This is a genomic window from Shewanella halotolerans (assembly GCF_019457535.1).
Classification (GTDB): Bacteria; Pseudomonadota; Gammaproteobacteria; order Enterobacterales; family Shewanellaceae; genus Shewanella; species Shewanella halotolerans.
This window is the reverse complement of the sequence record NZ_CP080417.1, coordinates 4,206,746-4,225,990: the sequence shown is the minus strand read 5'-3', so window position 1 is coordinate 4,225,990 and position 19,245 is coordinate 4,206,746. Positions and strand designations below refer to the sequence as shown.

Annotated in this window: 17 protein-coding genes; 6 read left to right on the top strand and 11 right to left on the bottom strand. The window is 41.6% G+C overall.

The window, feature by feature from the left end; translation table 11 throughout:
- Window positions 1-438: 438 nt before the first annotated feature.
- A complete protein-coding gene (locus K0H81_RS18255) occupies window positions 439-1,050 on the bottom strand; it encodes a paraquat-inducible protein A (protein WP_220059243.1) in 612 nt (203 codons plus the stop codon).
- A 433-nt stretch (window positions 1,051-1,483) separates the two neighbouring features.
- On the bottom strand, window positions 1,484-2,395 hold the full coding sequence (locus tag K0H81_RS18250; RefSeq protein WP_220059242.1) for a BrxR family helix-turn-helix transcriptional regulator: 912 nt from the start codon (window positions 2,393-2,395) through the stop codon (window positions 1,484-1,486).
- A 366-nt stretch (window positions 2,396-2,761) separates the two neighbouring features.
- Here K0H81_RS18250 and K0H81_RS18245 point away from each other — a divergent pair, with 366 nt between their 5' ends.
- The 3 genes from K0H81_RS18245 to K0H81_RS18235 are packed head-to-tail and all read left to right on the top strand — an operon-like array spanning window position 2,762 to window position 5,658.
- Complete coding sequence (locus K0H81_RS18245; protein WP_220059241.1) at window positions 2,762-3,910, top strand: multiubiquitin domain-containing protein; 1,149 nt, start codon at window positions 2,762-2,764, stop codon at window positions 3,908-3,910.
- A 9-nt stretch (window positions 3,911-3,919) separates the two neighbouring features.
- Window positions 3,920-5,326 (top strand): HesA/MoeB/ThiF family protein, encoded by a 1,407-nt coding sequence (locus K0H81_RS18240; protein ID WP_220059240.1) that lies wholly within the window; start codon window positions 3,920-3,922, stop codon window positions 5,324-5,326.
- Complete coding sequence (locus K0H81_RS18235; protein WP_220059239.1) at window positions 5,323-5,658, top strand: ubiquitination-like system serine protease family protein; 336 nt, start codon at window positions 5,323-5,325, stop codon at window positions 5,656-5,658. The genes K0H81_RS18240 and K0H81_RS18235 overlap by 4 nt, the downstream gene beginning before the upstream one ends.
- A gap of 98 nt (window positions 5,659-5,756) precedes the next feature.
- Here K0H81_RS18235 and K0H81_RS18230 read toward each other — a convergent pair whose 3' ends face one another.
- The 6 genes from K0H81_RS18230 to K0H81_RS20330 all read right to left on the bottom strand — a co-directional run bounded on the left by K0H81_RS18230 (window position 5,757) and on the right by K0H81_RS20330 (window position 13,233).
- Window positions 5,757-7,874, bottom strand: coding sequence for a C39 family peptidase (locus tag K0H81_RS18230; protein ID WP_258406331.1), 2,118 nt, complete (start codon window positions 7,872-7,874; stop codon window positions 5,757-5,759).
- A 59-nt stretch (window positions 7,875-7,933) separates the two neighbouring features.
- Window positions 7,934-8,095, bottom strand: coding sequence for a hypothetical protein (locus tag K0H81_RS18225; protein WP_220059238.1), 162 nt, complete (start codon window positions 8,093-8,095; stop codon window positions 7,934-7,936).
- 246 nt (window positions 8,096-8,341) lie between these two features.
- Window positions 8,342-10,885, bottom strand: coding sequence for a MobF family relaxase (gene mobF, locus K0H81_RS18220; RefSeq protein WP_220059237.1), 2,544 nt, complete (start codon window positions 10,883-10,885; stop codon window positions 8,342-8,344).
- Window positions 10,879-12,588, bottom strand: coding sequence for a type IV secretion system DNA-binding domain-containing protein (locus K0H81_RS18215; RefSeq protein ID WP_220059236.1), 1,710 nt, complete (start codon window positions 12,586-12,588; stop codon window positions 10,879-10,881). Before K0H81_RS18215 ends, mobF begins: the two co-directional genes overlap by 7 nt.
- The gene (locus K0H81_RS18210) at window positions 12,585-12,881 is read right to left on the bottom strand and encodes a hypothetical protein (RefSeq protein WP_220059235.1); all 297 of its coding nucleotides are present in this window, start codon (window positions 12,879-12,881) and stop codon (window positions 12,585-12,587) included. The genes K0H81_RS18215 and K0H81_RS18210 overlap by 4 nt, the downstream gene beginning before the upstream one ends.
- Window positions 12,882-13,050: 169 nt before the next feature.
- Window positions 13,051-13,233, bottom strand: a complete 183-nt coding sequence (locus K0H81_RS20330) for a helix-turn-helix transcriptional regulator (RefSeq protein ID WP_220059234.1) — start codon at window positions 13,231-13,233, stop codon at window positions 13,051-13,053.
- A gap of 13 nt (window positions 13,234-13,246) precedes the next feature.
- Here K0H81_RS20330 and K0H81_RS18200 point away from each other — a divergent pair, with 13 nt between their 5' ends.
- A complete protein-coding gene (locus K0H81_RS18200; protein ID WP_220059233.1) occupies window positions 13,247-14,578 on the top strand; it encodes a hypothetical protein in 1,332 nt (443 codons plus the stop codon).
- On the opposite strand, the gene K0H81_RS18195 is transcribed toward K0H81_RS18200, so the two are convergent.
- Window positions 14,553-15,788, bottom strand: coding sequence for a tyrosine-type recombinase/integrase (locus tag K0H81_RS18195; protein WP_220059232.1), 1,236 nt, complete (start codon window positions 15,786-15,788; stop codon window positions 14,553-14,555). The genes K0H81_RS18200 and K0H81_RS18195 overlap by 26 nt on opposite strands.
- Window positions 15,789-15,968: 180 nt before the next feature.
- Window positions 15,969-16,832 carry a YicC/YloC family endoribonuclease gene (locus K0H81_RS18190; RefSeq protein WP_220059231.1) on the bottom strand — a complete coding sequence of 288 codons (864 nt, stop codon included), beginning with the start codon at window positions 16,830-16,832 and terminating at the stop codon, window positions 15,969-15,971.
- 181 nt (window positions 16,833-17,013) lie between these two features.
- Here K0H81_RS18190 and rph point away from each other — a divergent pair, with 181 nt between their 5' ends.
- Together rph and pyrE are read left to right on the top strand one after the other, a co-directional pair.
- The gene (rph, locus tag K0H81_RS18185) at window positions 17,014-17,727 is read left to right on the top strand and encodes a ribonuclease PH (protein WP_011867283.1); all 714 of its coding nucleotides are present in this window, start codon (window positions 17,014-17,016) and stop codon (window positions 17,725-17,727) included.
- A gap of 84 nt (window positions 17,728-17,811) precedes the next feature.
- On the top strand, window positions 17,812-18,453 hold the full coding sequence (gene pyrE / locus K0H81_RS18180; protein ID WP_220059230.1) for an orotate phosphoribosyltransferase: 642 nt from the start codon (window positions 17,812-17,814) through the stop codon (window positions 18,451-18,453).
- Window positions 18,454-18,535: 82 nt separating this feature from the next.
- Here pyrE and folE read toward each other — a convergent pair whose 3' ends face one another.
- Window positions 18,536-19,180, bottom strand: coding sequence for a GTP cyclohydrolase I FolE (gene folE, locus K0H81_RS18175; protein WP_041508989.1), 645 nt, complete (start codon window positions 19,178-19,180; stop codon window positions 18,536-18,538).
- Window positions 19,181-19,245 lie beyond the last annotated feature (65 nt).

The window sequence follows — 19,245 nt, the reverse complement described above, 5'->3', positions numbered from 1 at the left end:
GAGGATTTCAGAATTCTTGCTATATAAAATGATGGCTCATTTTTGCCATAAACATATATCGTTTTTATCTTAAGACTACCTAAAAAGTTATAATTGTAATTGTAATTGTAATTGGAGTGAGATTTTATCAATGTTGCAGAGGTTGACTATGTTACACGCACAGTGTGCTCACACCCTTGTATATGAAGGGAAGGTCTTGCTGTATAGGCTGAATTATGAAAGATGAGGACTTATTGAGTTTAGTTGTCACTCTCGAGCTGGTGTGAGGTAACCTGGAATAGGAGGCCTACCAGCTGCGTTAGGCCTGTCATTGGTTGGTTTAACTGTGTCGGTTTGTTTGGACTCCAAGATGGTGGGTACTGGCAGCTTAGTAGTTTCAATCCAGCTTATTTTGGCTTTAAAAACATAGTCACAATAGCAACACCTAAACAGTGGGCGTTAGAGATGTACATGTCTAGGTTTGCTCATCATGATGTTGGATGCTATGGCAAACAGGCAGTAACCGGTGAAAAACCAGAAGCCGCTCTCTAATTGGGCGTGCATTATGATCAGCTCGCCCATCTGATCCTCGGCGTTGCCGGCGAGGTAGCTGACAATGATGGCCACTACAAATACATCGGCCATGCTCCATTTACCTATGGTGTCGATAAGGCGTGTGAGCAGAGTAGCAGTTCTGCCCTGTGCGAAAACCAGTACCGCCTGCGCCAGTAGCTTAAGGGTAGGAATGATCACCGAAAAAGTGGCTATCATGATGCCAACCAGCAGGTTACCGCTCTGCATCAGATCTTGAACCGTCCCTAGTATGCTGCGGTGCTTACGATAAATTTCCACCTGACCCTCAAGCTCGTTAAAGCCGAGGAAGGCGGATACTGACCCCAGCAGGCCGCGCACTTCGCTGTCTTCCGTCATCAGCTCTATGCTGGTTTGGGCAAACTTAGATTTGTCCGCCTGGCCATCTAGGCTCAGCATAGGGAGGCTGAGTCCAGGGATAAGCAGCGCTAGGGCGATCAGAATCACCAGTAATTGAGGCCATTTACTCCGTTGTGACATGGGGTCTCCATCTTTCCTGTGTCGCCTAGGTTTCGGCGTTGGGACTTGGTTATATATTTATTGGAATGAACGCTGGCTGAATGTCGCCGCTCACCCGAGAGACACCTTTTACCATGCCTAGCCTTGGCTTTGAAGTCCGGGCACTTTGCCGGAGCAATACTCTTTGCTCGAGTGAAGCGGCATGCCCTTTAGTGTCTTATATTCTGATTTCAGCGAGTTGCTTGGCTCAAAGCTTAGGGTATGAGCTGTTAACCAGCTTGATTCGGAAATGAAAAAAGCCTCAATAATGAGGCTTTTAGTAAGGCTGAAGCGCTTATTCCACGTTCTGGATCTGCTTGTGTTTCTCAGTTTATTAATGTTTGTTATTAGATATTTAAGTTGTTTTTGTGCAGGTATGCCACCATTTCTGTCACCATTTCGCCATATACAAGATCTATCGTACTTGGCTTTCAAGCATTTTGATCATGTCTACATTAGTTAGCTCAAACTGGAAAAATCTTTTTAATTTCTCTTCCTGGTTTTTTTGTTCAGAGCTTCTATCGTCAATATACCACTTTCTTTTTATCATCCAAATTAGAGCCTGCCTTTCAGAAACAAAGAGCTCATCACTATCTTCTGGGATACCAAAGTCTTTGCGTATTTGTGATTTCTTTTCTTCATTTAAGTTACTATGTAACTTCAAAGCAAGAGGAAGCCTAAGGTTCCAAGCTTTGTCATTGGCTAGCTCTTCGTGCTCTAACCTTTTGAACTCTTTGTCTTGGTGTTTTTCTGTAATATCTATAGTTCTGGTGAAACGAAAGTTTTTAAACTCAGTAGAACTATCTTTTGCGCGGTAGCAACCTCTATACATCCATTGTGTGCCGTCATACATAATTGCTAGAGGCAGTATAGTTCTTTCTCCGTGATTATCGCTATTTTCTGAAAGATACTTACACGTTATGGCATAGCCTCCTGAAATAGCCCTCGTAATCATTGCTACGTCAGATGCATTGAGTTGATGTGGAATTGCACCAATCTTTACATAGGGAATGATTGTATTATTGGTCAGTTTGTTTTTATTAAACCCATTCGCCAACATTCCTAATGCTGTATCACCATCAATAGAAATTAATGGAGAAAAGTTTTCTCTTATTATGGTGTTTGCTTTTTGGGTTTTATTGTCAGGCCTAATTTCACCATATTCTTTCAATACACGTGAAGCCGCCGCTTCTGCAATCCCAAAAGTTTCCCCTAAATCCGCTCTGCTAATGTGGCCTGTAAACCTTAGCTTGAAATCAACATAAGCTAGTCGTTCATTTATTACACTGTTACTAAGTTTAGTTGTGTTGTTGTTGTCAGTATTCATGTGTAACTCCTCTCTTCTATTCACAAGTATAGCATGAAAACTCAATGAATACATCTTGATAGATCATAATGGGCTATTTTATAGATCATAATGGGTTATTTGATAGATCGTTTCGATCTATTTGGTTGACTTGTTCTGCTTTTTGATGTATTATTGTTCTATGAGGTGGAAAATGTAATTTAGTTAGGAGGGAAGATAATGAAAAAGAGGTAAAAAAAAGCAAACCATATATGGCTTGCCTTCTTTAGGGATTAATAGTGCGATACTAAAAAACCGGTGTGAGAACCTGAAGTATCTATCTAACGTCCCTCCAAGTCAAGTTTTAGCTCAAAGTTCAAAATCCAATTCCCTAAGGAGGGATAACTAATGCCAAAATTTATCGTATCAGTAAAAATTAATGATGAGTTAGTCGAATTAAAGCCTGGGTTGCACAAGGGAGCTAGTTTGATAGCCCTGACAACTCTTACAACATTAGATAGTGAAGGACGACTCTATCTAGACCTGAAGGGGGATGTAGATATTCCTGTGCTTGACGATGACTTAGTTCAAATTCAAGGTGGTGAGGTCTTCTATTTCGGTAACTCTAATTTACCTGATTGTCCGGATCTAGTTAATAGCCTTTCAATCAATATAAATGGCTCTGAAATTATCGAAACGTCGAAATCTAAGCTTTGTGGTTCTACGTTAAAGAAGCTTGTACATGATGATATTTCAAATAAAGTGCTTTATTTGGAACTTGATGATGCACCTGATTACTTACTTAGTGATGATGATTGCTTGATAATCAGTAATTCCCATAAGTTCCTTCTTGTAAACCAGTCTAATTCTGATGGTGACATACCTGATTTAGAAGATTGTGCTTGTGGCCATAATCAGTCTGATAAGCACCAAAAGTATAAGATTAAGATCGATAAAACCAAGTATAAGGTAGAGTGTCCGAGACTAACAGGACGTGAAATTCTTGCTTTAGCTGGCTATGACGAGTCGAGATACTTATATCAAAAGTTTGCTGGTGGCGAGAGAAGGTTGATCGACCTTAATGAGAAAGTTGATTTCACTGAACCTGGAATTGAACGTTTTCATACTATGAGATGTGAACATCAAGAAGGCCTTGAGCAATCTAGGAAGCACTTCTCTCTACCAGAGGAAGATGTTGAGTTCTTGAACTCACTCAACCTTGATTGGGAATGTGTATCTGAAAATGGTATCAAAAGAGTTGTGATCCGTAGATTTCCATTGCCTGACGGATATAATTTGAGCTGTGTTGATGTCAACATGCAAATTCCAAATAGTTATCCAACTACGCAAATTGACATGGCCTATTTTTTTCCTGCTATAGATAGAGCCGACAATAAGCCCATACGAGCAACAACTCAGGATGTTTTCGATGGAAAAAGTTGGCAGCGTTGGTCAAGGCACAGAACCGCTTCAAATCCTTGGCAGCCAGGTGTAGATGGTGTAGCGACTCATGTTGCGTACATTCAAAGCTGGTTTGCTCAAGAACTCCTGAAGTAGAGGTGTGCCATGTCGATAAAGTTTAAGATAACAGACTCGGCTATGGTCGAGTTAGATAAACATCTGTTTCCTGGAGATGACAAAGAAGCTGTAGCTTTTGTTCTTTGTGGTCACGTTGTTGGTGACAAAGAGACGATATTGTTAGCCCATAAGGTAGTGCCTCTTAGTTATGATTCTTGTTCAGTTAGGGAGCATGATTTCGTGAAGTGGCTTACCAAGGAACTTGTTCCTATACTCAATGAAGCTGAAAAAGAGAACTTAGCTGTTGTTAAAGTTCATTCTCATCCTAAAGGATACCCTCAGTTTTCTAATGTAGATAATGAATCTGATAGAGAGCTCTACCCGAGCATTTATAATTGGTCTAAAAATATTTTACCCAGTTTGTCAGCCATACTACTACCTAGTAACGAACTAATAGTTAGGCATGTTTCTGAGTCTGGAGTATTTACGCCAGTTTCAGTCACTATCATTGGTGATGAAGTTCACCACACACCTGCTGAGTTGTCATTATGTCGTGAAGTTTTAGACTTTGAGGAAAGAAATCTTCAGGTATTTGGATCTAAAACTCGTGACACACTTAGTCGGATGAAAATTGCAGTTATAGGTTGCTCCGGCACTGGTGCGCCAGTCATTGAACAGCTGAATAGATTAGGAGTAGGTGAATTAAAACTATTCGATCCCGATGTTGTAGAGCACAAAAATCTAAACAGGATAACTAACGTGAAAACTGCGGATGCGGACGCTAAGAAATTTAAAGTCTCATCCATAAAAGATACGTTGGATGAGATCGGGTTAAGCACTGTCGTATCAGCTTTTCCTGAAAGTATATTCGAGGCCGAAATTGTCAAAGAAATAGCCGTTTGTGATTTTATATTTGGATGTGTAGATTCAGCTGAAGCACGATGTTTTTTGAATAGAATTTCAACTTATTACCTGGTGCCTTATATTGATATTGGAATTTCTTTAGATGCCGATGGTAAAGGGGGGGTTAATAATATCAGTGGTAAAGTGGCTTACTTTCAGCCAGGAAAATCTGACCATATCACTAGACGTTCGGTCCTTCCCGCCACATTGGAAGCGGAAGCACTGAAAAGAAGCTCTCCTGAGATATATGAAAACATGCTGGACGAAGGTTATATTAAGGGGGTGGTTGAAAATAGTCCAGCAATTATCCCTGTTAATACCTATGCATCATCGTTAGCTGTAATGGAGTTTCTAGCGAGGGTCCATGACTACAGAAATGAACCTAATGAAGACTTTGCAGAGCAAGTCTTCTGTTTGGTAAATAATTTCTATGAAACTAAAAGTGAAAGCAGTTTTACAGTACCTTTCGGGGTAAATAAGTGTCTAGGTAGAGGTGATAAAACTCTGTTACTTGATATGCCAGAATTCTCTGAAGATGAGAGGGTAGCATGATCTTTACATTAATAAAGAAGGTTGCGGCGTGTTTCAGAAGAATATTCTATAAAGGTTACAAAGTTGAGATTGTAGAAGGTGAGCCTGAATATGTGGATGATAAAATTATCTACCTAATCGGAGACGTCGATTTTCATGCCATTGCTGTTATGTTGTGTCCTTGTGGCTGTAAAAGCAAAATCCATCTAAATCTGATTCCAGGAAATAAGCCTACATGGTCGATAATGCTTCGGGATAAAGTACCAACAATTAATCCATCTGTATGGAGGAAAGTTGGTTGCCATAGCCACTTTTTTGTTCGCTCTGGTCAAATCGTTTGGGTTAAAAGTTAGAAATATTTTTGATTTATTTTTAACAAATTCCGTTGATATTAATACTAAATAAGATAGGCAATTTTGAGCTATCATCACAACTCAAAATTGCTATTTTATTATTTAGTATGAAGTCGTTCGTCTAGTACGAAAGTGTAGCCATTTCCACCAAGTATATCGGATATTTTGGTCATAGCATTGTTCAGAAAAATCTCTTTTTCAGGCTTGTTAGCAAAATTCTTTGAGTAACGACCAGAAAAGCAATTGACAAAAATGGTGTTAGGATCTTCTGGTCTTTGAATAAACTCTCCCCCTATTCTTGCGGGTCTTGCTCCTGTTAATGTTGGATGACCTGTTTCATCGCTATCTTCACCGATGAACAAAGCACCATACTCAGAAATTACCCATATTAACCATCTAGCCTCAATTTCTTCCTTCGGTTCTGGTTCCTTTTTCCATGTGTAGGTTCTGATAGTCTGAATATCGAGTAAAGCTTTAAATCGATCATTTGTAATTTGATTCTTGTTATCAAAAGAGTGTTGTAAAACCAGTCTGCGATCCTGCTCGTTAAGCTGTTTGTTAGCAATTTCAGTATTTTTTATTAGTTGGGGCATCCAAGCTCTGCCAAAAACCTCGTCTAAATAATTGAAAAACCGATTTGGTTTATTTTTAGACTTAATAACTCTCAATACTTGGTGAATGAAGTCTGGAGAATGGTTAGTGTATTCTTCCCTTTTGGCTATAACATCATCGTAATGTTCGGTTGCCAGCTTAGTTAGTATTTCTTGGGCGGAATCATCATAGAAAGCTGAACATAAATAAGCTTCGCCTTGAGGCAAATTAGTAGAATCAAAAATCAAATCAAAGAGAGGTGTGCCATTTACTGAGTATTCACCAATCCAAAGATATTTGGGGAAGTTGCGAGTTAAAATTTCAGATTTATTACTTACACATTTACTTTTGACTTTTTGCTTATAGTTAGAACTCTTCTGTAATTTTACCTTTGATGTAACAACTGCTCTCAATGGGCCGGGTAAAGTCGATGCTAGTATAGCAAAAGTTGAACTTAATAAAGTGGCGATACCATCAACTGTCTGTGCTATCGGGTCAAAACCAATTCTGACTCTTGGGTCAGTAGCAATAATCAAGTTGTTATAGACCATTACTTCTGGGTATTCATGAGCCGTAATTACTGTAGTATCAACATAAAACTCTTCAGATATGAGAACAGTAACTTTCTCCTCTGTACTTTTTATTGTGTAATCCGGAACAAATCTTAAAATTGAAAAAGGACCACTCCGATCATCATGGACAATCAGTTTATCCATCTCGCCGCTTTTATTGTTCCCGTAACCAATAATCGTGACAGCATGCTCGCCAGCAGTTATATATGGCATATTAGGTTGTTTTTTTTGGCACTCCACACCTAAGATAAGTGGGATATTACTATCTATATATGTTTGAACTACTTCTTTAAGCAAAAGTAAATTTTGGCTTGACGAAGCATGCGGACTTATTTGGTGCTGTCTTAAATCAAAATATTCAAGTGCTCTTTCTATTTCTGCTGTATTGAGTCCTGAGCTAGGAAATGTATTAATGATCTTACTACTTTCTGTCGCAGCCATCGTTATCTGTGCAGGTGATTTAATTCGCCTTAACTTTAGAGCATGAAGTAAACACCATATAGATGAACTACTGCAGGCCGCAACGACTCTATCCTGTTCCTGAAATGCTAAAGACGAAACTGTTAGCTTTAGTCCGAATAGGTCAGCAGTATACTCTCTAGTGATTACCGTATGAGCTGGATATGCATAGCTTTCAGGAAGCTTTAAACATGTTCTACCAATAAATGTCATTGGGATGGGCTTAACAACCATAAAGCCTAAGTAATTACCTAAGGATTCAGCGTTATCTGTCGAGTTTACTATAACTTGTTCAAATCTATCATAGTCAAAATCACCGTCGAAGAAATGAATTCTACTACAAGTTCTGGAGTAATTTTCATGACATCCAACATAGTAATTTAAGTAGTCTTCGAGGTAGCCGTTATCCGTATATTGGTTTTCGCAAACCATAGTTTTGGCGTTAAGTTCGCTGAGAATTTTTGTAATGCTAGCTAGCTGCTTTTTGAGAGTAACATCCTCTAATTGGACGTTGACGGTTTGTTTGATCAGGTTACTTAAGGCGAAGTTATCAACATTTCTATTAAAAGATGATACGAAGAAAGGTGCTTTCATGTGTGTTCCAGTACAAAAAAAGCGACCCTAGAGTCGCTTTATTCAAATTCCGTTTTACATTACATATTGTAACGACGTTGTCGGTCAGCCTCAGTTGGCTTAACACTTGCTGCTTGCTGGCTGCGTACTGCAGCAGTTTCTACAACATCACCAGCGATAGATGCTTTTTCATCTGCAGTAAATTCATGACTTCGTAATGCATCAATTAACCACTGCGGCATAGCGAACTCCTTATCTGTTGACGCAAACCGAAAACAGTTCGCGAATTTACGCCGATTCTACCCTGTTGTTGACAGCCCAGTCAATAAAACTTTGCGAATTGCAGGTCAACCCATCGGGAGCTTTTATTTGTACTGTGATGTAAACATAGTACAAAAGCTGTTCACTTACCCGTCATTACACTAAAAGGTGGGGATGTCATTGTTCTCATAAAACTAGCATGACCCGTTTCTCCTCCGCTCAAAGGCTTAGCTCCTCTCCATCAGAGCTCTTGGTAGACTAGGTTGGGATTCATGGAGAGCATTTGCTAGTATCGTTTTACTGTGTAAGCTCATGGTTTTAGATGCTTTGTTAAGGAAATGCTTTTTTGTTAGAGATTTTATGTCAACTTCTTCATTTGGAACAAGTTCTTTACTATTGAAAAACCAATGGCTATTGTCTTTATGTCTGCTGCCAGCGACATAACTGTTTGCTCTATCCATTCCAGATGTGTAATAAATGAAGGTGTCACCATCTATTGTTAGACCCTGACTGGAATATACAGTCATTGCATATGCTTGAGCTATGTAGCAGTTGCCCTCAGAACTGCAATAACTAGATGTGTTTATGTTCAGCTGTTTACCAGAGTCTAGTAACACTTCGAAAACGGTCTCTCCGTCTTGGCCTGTGACAATGTTTGTTACTGTCCCTAAATCTCCATTAGTTAGTCCCATTTTATAGTCATTCTTTGTTAACCTGATTTTTTCTCCTATAGCAAACTGTTGGGTGAACACCTTGTTGCTGATAGCACACTTCATTTTAACTTGTTGGGCTTGGAGTCTGCCTTCAGCTTGCAAGGCGCCTCTTGCCTTTGCATTTAAATCCATTACATCCGACCATTTATGAGCTAACAGTAAAGATTGTTTATTGGGTTGAGATTTTCGATAGCGATTCCACTTTTTTATTAATGCGTTTTTGGCAGTTTCGGCATCTGTCGAAAAATCAACAAGCCCTCGATTATCTAATTCATTAAGGGCTTGCAGGGAGCGACCATCTCTAAGATCTGCAACGACTTTTTTTGACCATTCTGCTCGTTGTCTTCTTATCGTCTCAATTCTTGTCGTTCCTATCACTTCTGGTCGTGAAAGGTATCTAAGTGCTCCAGCATGCTCAATGGCATCTAGTTGTTTGTCCTCACCAACAAGTAGTAACTTGCAATTATGCTGTGTAGATAACTTGATGAGTTTTAGAAGATCTTTAGTGCTGACTTGGCCTGCTTCATCTATCAAAATCAGTTTATTAGAAAGAGCCATACGCTTATTTTCTACATCTTTTATTAGTTTGGCTACGGTATGAGTTTCGATGTTTGCCTCTAGTGCTAAGTTATTTGCCGCAGATTTAGCAATGGATGCGCCTATGACTTGGTAACCACTTTGCTGATATATTCTTCTTACCACATCCATAGATGCAGATTTCCCTGCGCCTGCAGAGCCTTGCAGAATGGACAAACAGCTAGGTTGACAAGCTTGATGTACAGCTTCTTGTTGTTCTTCACTAAGTTGAAAGTGATGCTGTTCCATATTTGATTTAATAATATTTTCGGTTAAGTTAAACGACTTTTTTGAAGCTAAGTCTTTAGCCAGAGAAATCATTTGGGTTTCCATTTCAAGAATTGAGGTGGTTGTGAATAGTTGTCTCCCTTTGAGGTCCAAACCGAGCTCTATCGTCTTCTCGTCATCAATAAAGCTTCTGGCTATCAATTCCGCTATATAAATTCCTCCAGTACTGCATTGAGCGAGCTCATTAGCCTGTCTATATACTTCTTGCTGAGTAAATGATGATTTTGATTCTCCCAATTTTTCTGCGAGTAATTGAGCAGATAATTCTGGGTTCCCATGCTCTACTTGAATGTTTTCTGGTTTGTTTTCATTAACAATGTTAGTGAGCAAATTTTCTGTGCTTAAGTTGAGCAGATCGAGTTCTTGATGCCATTGTTGGTATAGAGTGTTTCTTGCTACATTTTCCTTCTTATTTCTTGTTGTTAACACTGCGATATCGCCAGCTTTACTTGAGCTTGATTTAGTACCATATTTTGATAGTTCTGCTTTGATTTCCTTTGAACGTTTTGAGTAAAGATCACATATGCTTTGAGGAATACAGGGAAGTTTAAATGACTCTTTATCACGTTCGATTTCGAAACCTAAACTACATAACTGGTAAGCTAATTCAGCACGATATGAGGTTCCGATAGCCTTTTGCCATAGATAAAAGTGTCGACTGTCTATCGTTCCCCAAGAGCCATCATTTCGTGGGGCGACATTGGCAATAAGACAATGTGTATGGAGTTGGGGGTCTTGCTCTCGACTCGTTGCATGCTCAAATAGGCTTGCGACAAGGCCTGTTGTACGCTCTTGCTGTATGCCATTCTTACCAATACGTGTATATCCAGCATGCTGTTCTAGCTTTTCAACTGCCTTGAGAACAGCTTGTCGATGAGCCTTTTGTATTCTTATTTTCAGCTCTTTATCAGCTCGCGCCCACGCAATGGAAACTGATTTAGGAGCACTAAAGGTTAGATCCCAACCAGCTCTCTGTTTTAGGCTGCTTTGTTGCCTTAGGGCATATCGGCCATCTGGAGTATGCCCCCTCATGATATTAAGATAATCGTTTGTTTCAACACTGTCTGTAAGCCCAATTAACCTTGCACCTACACCAGTCCATTCACCATTCGGCTCACCACCATCTAGGTAGTAATCTTCTTTGGCGAGATCGGTGTAGTAGCTGATATTGCGTACAGGAGAAATAGTTAGCATGACTGCTCTCTCCCTCTTGAACCTCTTCTATTACTTTTTTTTATAGTGGATTCAGCTGGAGCACTTTTCGGAATAAATCCCTTTGCGATTAATTCTAGTTTAGGATAAGGCCAGATCAACCAATATGCGGCATTCCAACCTGAAACGTTCAGAACTCCTGTTACTCCCTCACTATCAGCTAAGGGAAGTTGCATTATCTGTTCAGTTCTAACTACAGGCTCTTCAGATTGCTGAAGAGTCCGACTTTTATTGCCTTCACGGTCAAATGATTCTGTGTACCTCTTTACTACCCTGTTACCAATATTTTTGGATAATCGGCTTGCGGAATCTGCTGAATTTGTTCTAAGTGTTACGGAATTGGAAAAAAGACTAATTAATGTTTCTGCATCTTTATCACCATATTTTGAATATATCTGGCTGATGTTTTGCGTGCCTGCAATTGTTCTAGCTCCCTTGCTTCTGCCTAATGATAGCCATTTGGTTATACTTGCTGTTCTAGGTAAATCAGCTAGTTCATCTACAATTAACCAAATAGGTCTATTCGAGTCCTCCTTGCTAAGCAGCTCATCTGTTAGTAGGCTGATTGCAGCAGTACATAGTGGGGATGAAATGTGGGAATATTGAGCAATGTTAGGAAAAATAACTTGGCGGTTTCCATAGTCTCCTTTCAACCATTTTTTTATTGAAAATTTAAACTTTGACTCAACCTTCCAGCAATGAGCCACTGTTCTAATCCAACTTAATTGTGTTGTGAGTACAGTCATGAATCCTTGCGTAGTTTTACTATCCTTCTCAATAAATTTTTCGGCTTCAGGATAATATTTAAAGAGGTTTGCTTTTAAGTTACTTGTTTCTTGTGCTAATTGGAGCTGTATGTCTGCCCAGCCCCAGCTTTTTTCTGTATTCATTAGTGTTAATAATATGCCAACAAAAATGATCCTAGCTCCATCTGTCCAGTATTTATCACCACTAGTCTCATGTATAAAAGCCTCAGCGACTCTTTGAGCTGCTTCGATGGTGTTAATGTCAGCACTAATATCCCAGTAGATAGAACGCTGGTCCAACGGATTAATTAACACAACACTGTTTTCAAAGAAGAGCTGTGTATATTCTTGCTTGGCATCATAAATAAGAGCATTGGTATTTTTAGATTTGAGCTGTTGAACTAATGGCTTAATTACTGTGCTTTTACCTGAACCTTGAGCTCCAACTACAAAGATATTCCCGCTTTCTAGTTGCTCTGGGAGTACTATGTGGTTGTGAACTTTTAAGGGGGAGTTTGACTTTACCTTCATGCGTCGAAAGCACTTTTTGGCATGCTTATATGCTTCATAACCAACATAAAGTCTAGGTCCTTGTACATGACTAGCAGGATCAATCCCACCATCAACATAGAATAGCGCCATAGTGATTTCCTTCGCTAAGTAGCTACTAATAATGAGAGGTGCTAGCAGGTGAAAGAAAAAATCATCAAGCCAGTAATTTTTTTTGAGGTAATCGATATAGGCTATTAGTGTGGTTGAATCTTGGCTAAAAATATCATGAAAAATACTTACTAATACTCTTCTGTGAGCCTCGGGGTTAGGCCAAGGCGTTACAAGCTTCCATGTATACATAGTTAGAAAATATGAAATAAATAGAGTGATAATAATTGATAATGAAACAATTAATCCCCATCTTTGATATCGGTCGGGTAAAGTCATTGTGCATCTCCATTCAGGCGTGTGGTTAGCTCATCAAGAGCTTCTTTTCGTTCAATAGGGTTTAAGCCCTGAACCGCGCAGCAAACCTCAAAGGTTTGCCTTAAGAGGTTATTTTCCAAGTGTTTTAAATCTCTTTTAAATTGGTTTTTATTGTTATAGGCTGACCAAGACTGTCGAAGGACATTTGCTAGATTTGAGCCGATTCGCTCAGCTTCCTGTTCGATCTTTAAATAATCTGAAATTGTGAACCTGACTGTGATAGCCTTCTGTTGTTGATGTTGAAATCGTTTCATTTTTTACCTTTTGTGATTTCATTGAAATCATATTTAATAAGAGGGGTATAGGGTTAATAATTCTGTTTACTGCAACAGCATTGAAATCAGCTCAAAGCATTTGTAGCTTTGGGTCTGAAGACAATTGCTAGGCATGACTGCACCATCGAAGATGGGTGGGGTCTGAATGTCATCCCTGATTTTGGCTTTTCAGCCATTCCTCGATGGTTTCTCTTCTCCAGCCCACTAATCTCGGACCTAACTGCATTGGTTGAGGAATTTTCCCCTGTTGTCGCCAGCGCCATAGAGTACAGAGACTAATTCCAAGATCATGTGCTAACTGATTCGGTCTAACTATTTGATTGATATTCATTTGATGCTCCACCATGAAATTTCAGTTAATGTTCAAGGTGGAGTATATTGAGAATGAATTTTCAGCACATAACCAAACCGGGACACTTTTTATGGTTAAGAAAAATTTAGTAAATTTCGGCGGGCTGCACCATTCAGAAGAACACGTTAAGCACTTGATTGAGCTCGATAAATTTGCATCTAAGAATAATATTGCTTGTACGGAAAAAGCGATGGTTGGTAAGCGTGTTGGATATTGGACATTTTTTAGAGAGATTCGAATTACACTTCCTGATGCGTTGAAAAGGGAAGAAATATTTATATTAGAGTATGACAAACTGTTTTCGGAGAGCCTAGGGACATTTATTTCGGCATCCTGTTCCGGTGATATAGATATCGCTATTATTAAAATAGATAAACTTATTAAGTATGTACTGAAAGAAGTGTTTTTTAACCTAAAGGAAGAATTCTTTCTGGAATTACAATCTATAGGAGAGTTATTAAGAAGTGTAGCTACTGTGATAAGCAAGTATAAAGTAAGACCTGAGAGATACATTAGAAAGCAATCTCAAGCTCAATCTTACTTTTCTTATAAAGTTGCTTGTATGCTTTGTTCTCAACCACTTGCTTCTTCCGAACATACTCGTTGTATTCAGCATTTGAAGCCTAAAAGCAGTGAGGTTCTTGAGCCTGAGGAGAGCAATCTTCGAGAAAGTGCAATTCGAAGAATGCAAAGAATAATAAATAGCTCTTATCTCAACCTTAAGCTTTTTGATAAGTATATCCACGATGTGGAAGCCGTGAATGTGAAGAGCGTGAAAGATAAAAAAGAGTTGCTGAATAAGCTGAATATTCTCACTAAAAAAAGTGGAAAAACAGTCGAAGATGCTTTTAATGAAAGATGCGAGTTATTAGAAGGTTGGTCAAGGCGTCATAGTATACAAAAAAGATTTAGAAATGAGATTAAGCTAATTGAGGAATGCATCGAGATCAAAATTTTTTCAGGAAATCTTACAATTCCTGACTTGGAGCTTTACTTTGGTTATATGATCAATATTGTTAGACGTTTTGAACATACCATAAGCTTGTTATCGGTTGATGGAAATCAATCGTTTAATTTTGATCTGTCATTAACTAATATTGAAAATGCCGCACGTATTACATTGGGTGATGTTAATATAGACTGTAGTTTGTCAATGGAAAATCTACATCTAATTACGTACACTCTAATTCGAGAAGGCCAGTTTTGTTTGATTAGGAAAGCAGCAAAACATAGGGAACTATCAGAAATAGATGCCTGGCAGGCAAAGTACTTCTCAATGATTCAAGACGATGAAAACCCTATTGTTGATTTAAGGACTCTATGATTTTTGTCGCTAGAGCATCTAGAGCCGCTTTCCTCTCGTCGAAATAGTCATAACGGTCATAAATACCTTCAACACCACGAAGTTTGTGGTTTAAGCACCTTTCTGCAATGTGTGAGGGAACTGATAGCTCCGCAAGTAAGCTTCTGCAAGTTCTTCGTAAATCGTGTATTACAAAGTGCTCTACGCCAGCTTGCTGTAGCTTGTTGGCTAGTGGGCTTTTATTTGAATCGACTTTCATTCCGAATAGTTTAGCTAAAGCGTGGTTCAAAGTGTCATGCGAAATGTAAGCTCTTTTTTTACTTGCTCTTCGTGCAGGGAACAGATAGTCAGATTCACAAGATCGTACTTTTAGCTCTTCGAAATAGGGGAGCAGTTTTGCAGGAATAGGAATTTTTATCTCAACACCTGTTTTTGTTCTGTTTTTATCCAAGGTCCAAATGAGGTTGTCAAAATCAAACTCTTTCCACTGGGCAGCTATCAGCTCACCTTTTCTAGTTCCTAGGCATATTAGTAGCAAACAGGCTATATAATTTTCTCGTGTAAATTGTTGGCTGTTTTCTGAGAAAACGTGAAAAACGGATCTTACTTCGTCGAAAGATAAGGCGCGGATACGCGACTTTTCGGTTCCACCTGCATCTTTGCTTGTGAATGCTGAAGCTACATTGAAATCAATAAGCCCTAGTTTTATTGCGTGGTTAAAAATTTGCTTACAGTAGACAAGAGCATCGTTGGCGATTGTTGGTCGTCCACTATTATCGATGCCTCGGATTATGCCCAATATGTCTCTTGGGCTAACTCTCCCTATCGGTAAGTCACCAATCTTTGGTGCGATATCTTTCCTGTAGACTCTTTCGGGTATCTGCGGGTTCTCTAGCCTCTTTTTGCAACCTTCTAACCAGTCTAGAGCAATATCGTTAACAGTGTTCAGATTTACTAATGAGGAGCGTTTCTTTTCTGCTATTGGATCTACACCTTCATTCACTTGTGCCCTAACAATAGCAGCTTTAAGTTTTGCATTTGCTAGGCTTAAGCCTTCAGGAGGCTTACCGTAGCGACCGATTGTAAGTTCACGTCTTTTGCTATTGATCGTATAACGGACAATCCAGAAGCCTGTACCTTCTGGAGTGACTCGAAAATACAGCCCCCTGTCAACATTGAACTTGCCAGCAGTCCCTTCTCTAAGTTTGGATTTTAGTTGAGCGTCATTCATAAGGCAGATATAAAAAGGTGACAGATTTCTACATCCTACATGATTATAGAAAATCTGCCACCGTATCTGTCACCATTAAAATGCACTTAAAGAAGATGTTGTAAAATATCATTACATCTTAATGTGGGCTATTCTCCTGTTTTATAAACATTTTAATTTATGTCTTTACTTTGTGAAATACTATTCCACGTTCTGGATCTGTTCTCGCATCTGCTCGATAAGCACTTTGAGTTCTACTGCGGCGGCGGTGACCTCTGAGCTGATAGACTTGGAGGCCAGGGTGTTGGACTCGCGGTTGAACTCCTGCATCATGAAGTCTAGGCGTCGGCCCTGGGCGCCGCCTTTCTTGAGGATGCGGCGGGTCTCGGCGACGTGGGCGTCGAGTCTGTCCATCTCTTCGGCGACGTCCATTTTCTGCGCCAGCAGTACCATCTCCTGTTCCAGGCGGGCGGGATCCAGTTCGCCCTGGATCTCGGCTAAACGGTTGGTGAGTTTGTCGCGCTGCCACTGCATCACAGTAGGCATGTGCTCGCGAACGATGGCTACTTGTTCCTCGATGGCCTGCAGGCGGGTTTCCAGCATTGCCTTGATCGCTTCCCCCTCACGACCACGGGCCTCGATGAACTGATCGACCGCGCTGTCGAAGGCGGAGAGTAGCTCTTTGCCTATGGCATCCATGTCCTGCTCGCTGCCTGACATCACGCCTGGCCAGCGCAGCACGTCGACAATGTTGATCTCGCCTTGACCGGCTTCCTGCTTGACCCAGTTGGCCGCCTGAATGATCTGACTGGCCAAGGCTTGGTTAAGCTGTAGGTCGCTATTTTTATCTTCACCGAGATCGTAACGTAGGTTGACCTCAATCTTGCCGCGATTTAAACGTTTACGCAGACGGTCTCTGAGGACAGGCTCTAGGCTGCGCAGCTGTTCTGGCAGTCGCAGGTAGGTTTCCAGGTAACGTTGATTGACCGAACGGATCTCCCAGGAGGCGGTGCCCCATTGTGCTTTGTGCTCGATGCGAGCATAGGCTGTCATGCTTTGGATCATGGGTAATTCCAATAGTTTAAATCGATTTAGTGACCTTGGATTATAGTCCGATGAGTTGCAGGGTTAAAGCAAACTCTCCTCCCTTTACGCTTTCGGTCATGATTAACATGGCATCGAAGCGCGCAAGCCCCTATAATATGCAGCCAAATCTGCTTATCTCTATTTCAAACAGGAAATGCCAATGCGCCCAAGTGACAGAACCCCAGCTCAATCTCGTCCGGTAACCATTACGCGACAGTTCACAGCCCATGCAGAAGGTTCTGTATTAATCGAATTTGGCGAGACTAAGGTGCTGTGCACCGCGAGCTTCACCGAAGGGGTGCCACGTTTCCTGAAAGGTCAGGGCCAAGGTTGGGTAACCGCCGAATATGGCATGCTGCCACGCTCGACCCACAGCCGTATGGATCGCGAGGCTGCCCGTGGTAAACAGTCTGGACGTACCCAGGAGATTCAGCGTCTTATCGGCCGTGCTCTGCGCGCCGCGGTAGATATGAAGGCACTGGGTGAAAACACTATCGTCATCGACTGTGACGTGATCCAGGCCGATGGTGGCACCCGCACTGCAGCCATTACCGGTGCCTGTGTGGCGCTGGTTGACGCGCTTAACTGGGCCCGTGGTAAGGGACTGATCAAGACCAACCCACTTAAGTTTTTGATTGCCGCCGTGAGTGTAGGCATCTACAAGGGCGAGCCTATCTGCGATCTCGAGTATGTGGAAGATAGCGCCGCAGAGACCGATATGAACGTGGTGATGACAGAGACAGGTAAAATCATCGAGATTCAGGGTACAGCCGAGGGCGAACCCTTTAGCCATGAAGAGCTGCTGAGTCTGCTGGATCTGGCCAAGCACGGCATTCGCGAGATCGTCGATGTGCAGAAGGCGGCATTGAGTTAATCATTATTTTGTTGATCAGGACCCTACGGGGTCCTTTTTTTAAATCGAATTGAGCGTACCCCTACATTTTAAAAAGGAGAGATTGTGAAAGCCTATCAACGTGAGTTTATTGAGTTTGCCCTTGAGCGTCAGGTATTACGTTTTGGCGAATTTACGTTAAAGTCAGGCCGCACTAGCCCTTACTTCTTTAATGCTGGCCTGTTTAATACCGGGCGTGATCTGGCGCGTCTGGGTCGCTTCTATGCGGCGGCGCTGGTGGATTCGGGTATCGAATATGACCTGCTGTTCGGCCCTGCCTACAAGGGTATCCCTATTGCGACCACCACGGCGGTGGCTCTGTGCGATCACCATGATATCGACATGCCTTACTGCTTTAACCGTAAGGAGAAGAAAGATCACGGCGAGGGTGGCAGTCTGGTGGGCAGCGAGCTTAAGGGCCGTGTGATGCTGGTGGACGATGTGATCACCGCTGGTACCGCGATTCGCGAATCTATGGAGATTATCGAGGCCCACAATGCCGAGTTGGCGGGTGTGTTGATTGCGCTGGATCGTCAGGAGAAAGGCAAGGGCGAGCTGTCGGCAATCCAGGAAGTCGAGCGCGATTTCGGCTGCAATATCGTCTCTATCATCAAGCTGGAAGATCTGATCAACTACCTGTCGGAAAAACCAGGCATGGAAGCGCAGTTGGCAGCGGTGAGCGCCTATCGCGACCAATACGGTATCTAATCGGTACCAATTGTTGTGATACAAAAAAACGCTGCCTAGGCAGCGTTTTTTATTGGGCGGAATATGCTTAAACCAACATGGTTTAATTACTCAGGAACTCGGCGCGGGTGGCCGGATTCGACTTGAAGATGCCGCCCAGGGCCGTGGTGGTTGTGGTGCTGGTAGAGTCCATCACGCCGCGGGATTTAACGCAGTAGTGCACCGCATCCATCTTGACTGCCACATCTTTTGTCTCAAGCAGTGTCTGCAGCGCCACCAAAACCTGTTGTGTCAGGCGCTCCTGCACCTGTGGGCGCTGGGCAAAGAAGCGCACGATACGGTTGATCTTAGACAGGCCTATGATGTTCTTGCGCGGCAGGTAGGCCACGGTAGCTACGCCGTCTATGGTCACCAGGTGGTGCTCACAGGTGCTGGTGAGGCTGATGTCGTTGACCTTGACCATCTCATCGAAGCCCATCTTGTTTTCGATAACCGTGATCTTGGGGAAGTTCTCGTAATCCAGGCCCGAGAAGATCTCATCGACATACATCTTGGCGATACGCTTAGGGGTCTCGACCAGGCTGTCGTCGCGCAGATCCAGTGACATTAAGGTTAAGATCTCGCGCATATGGTGCTCAATCTTTTCCTTGCGCGCCTCGCTGCTCAGTCCGCACGGGACCATGGGCGTCTCGAGACCGCGCTCTAATAATGCAGTTTGCACCTGCTGTGCTGCTTCACTTAATGCCATCGTGTCCTCCACCATCAGATAGTGGTCTATTCAGTAAGGTTAATTTACTAATGTTTTTAACAAAT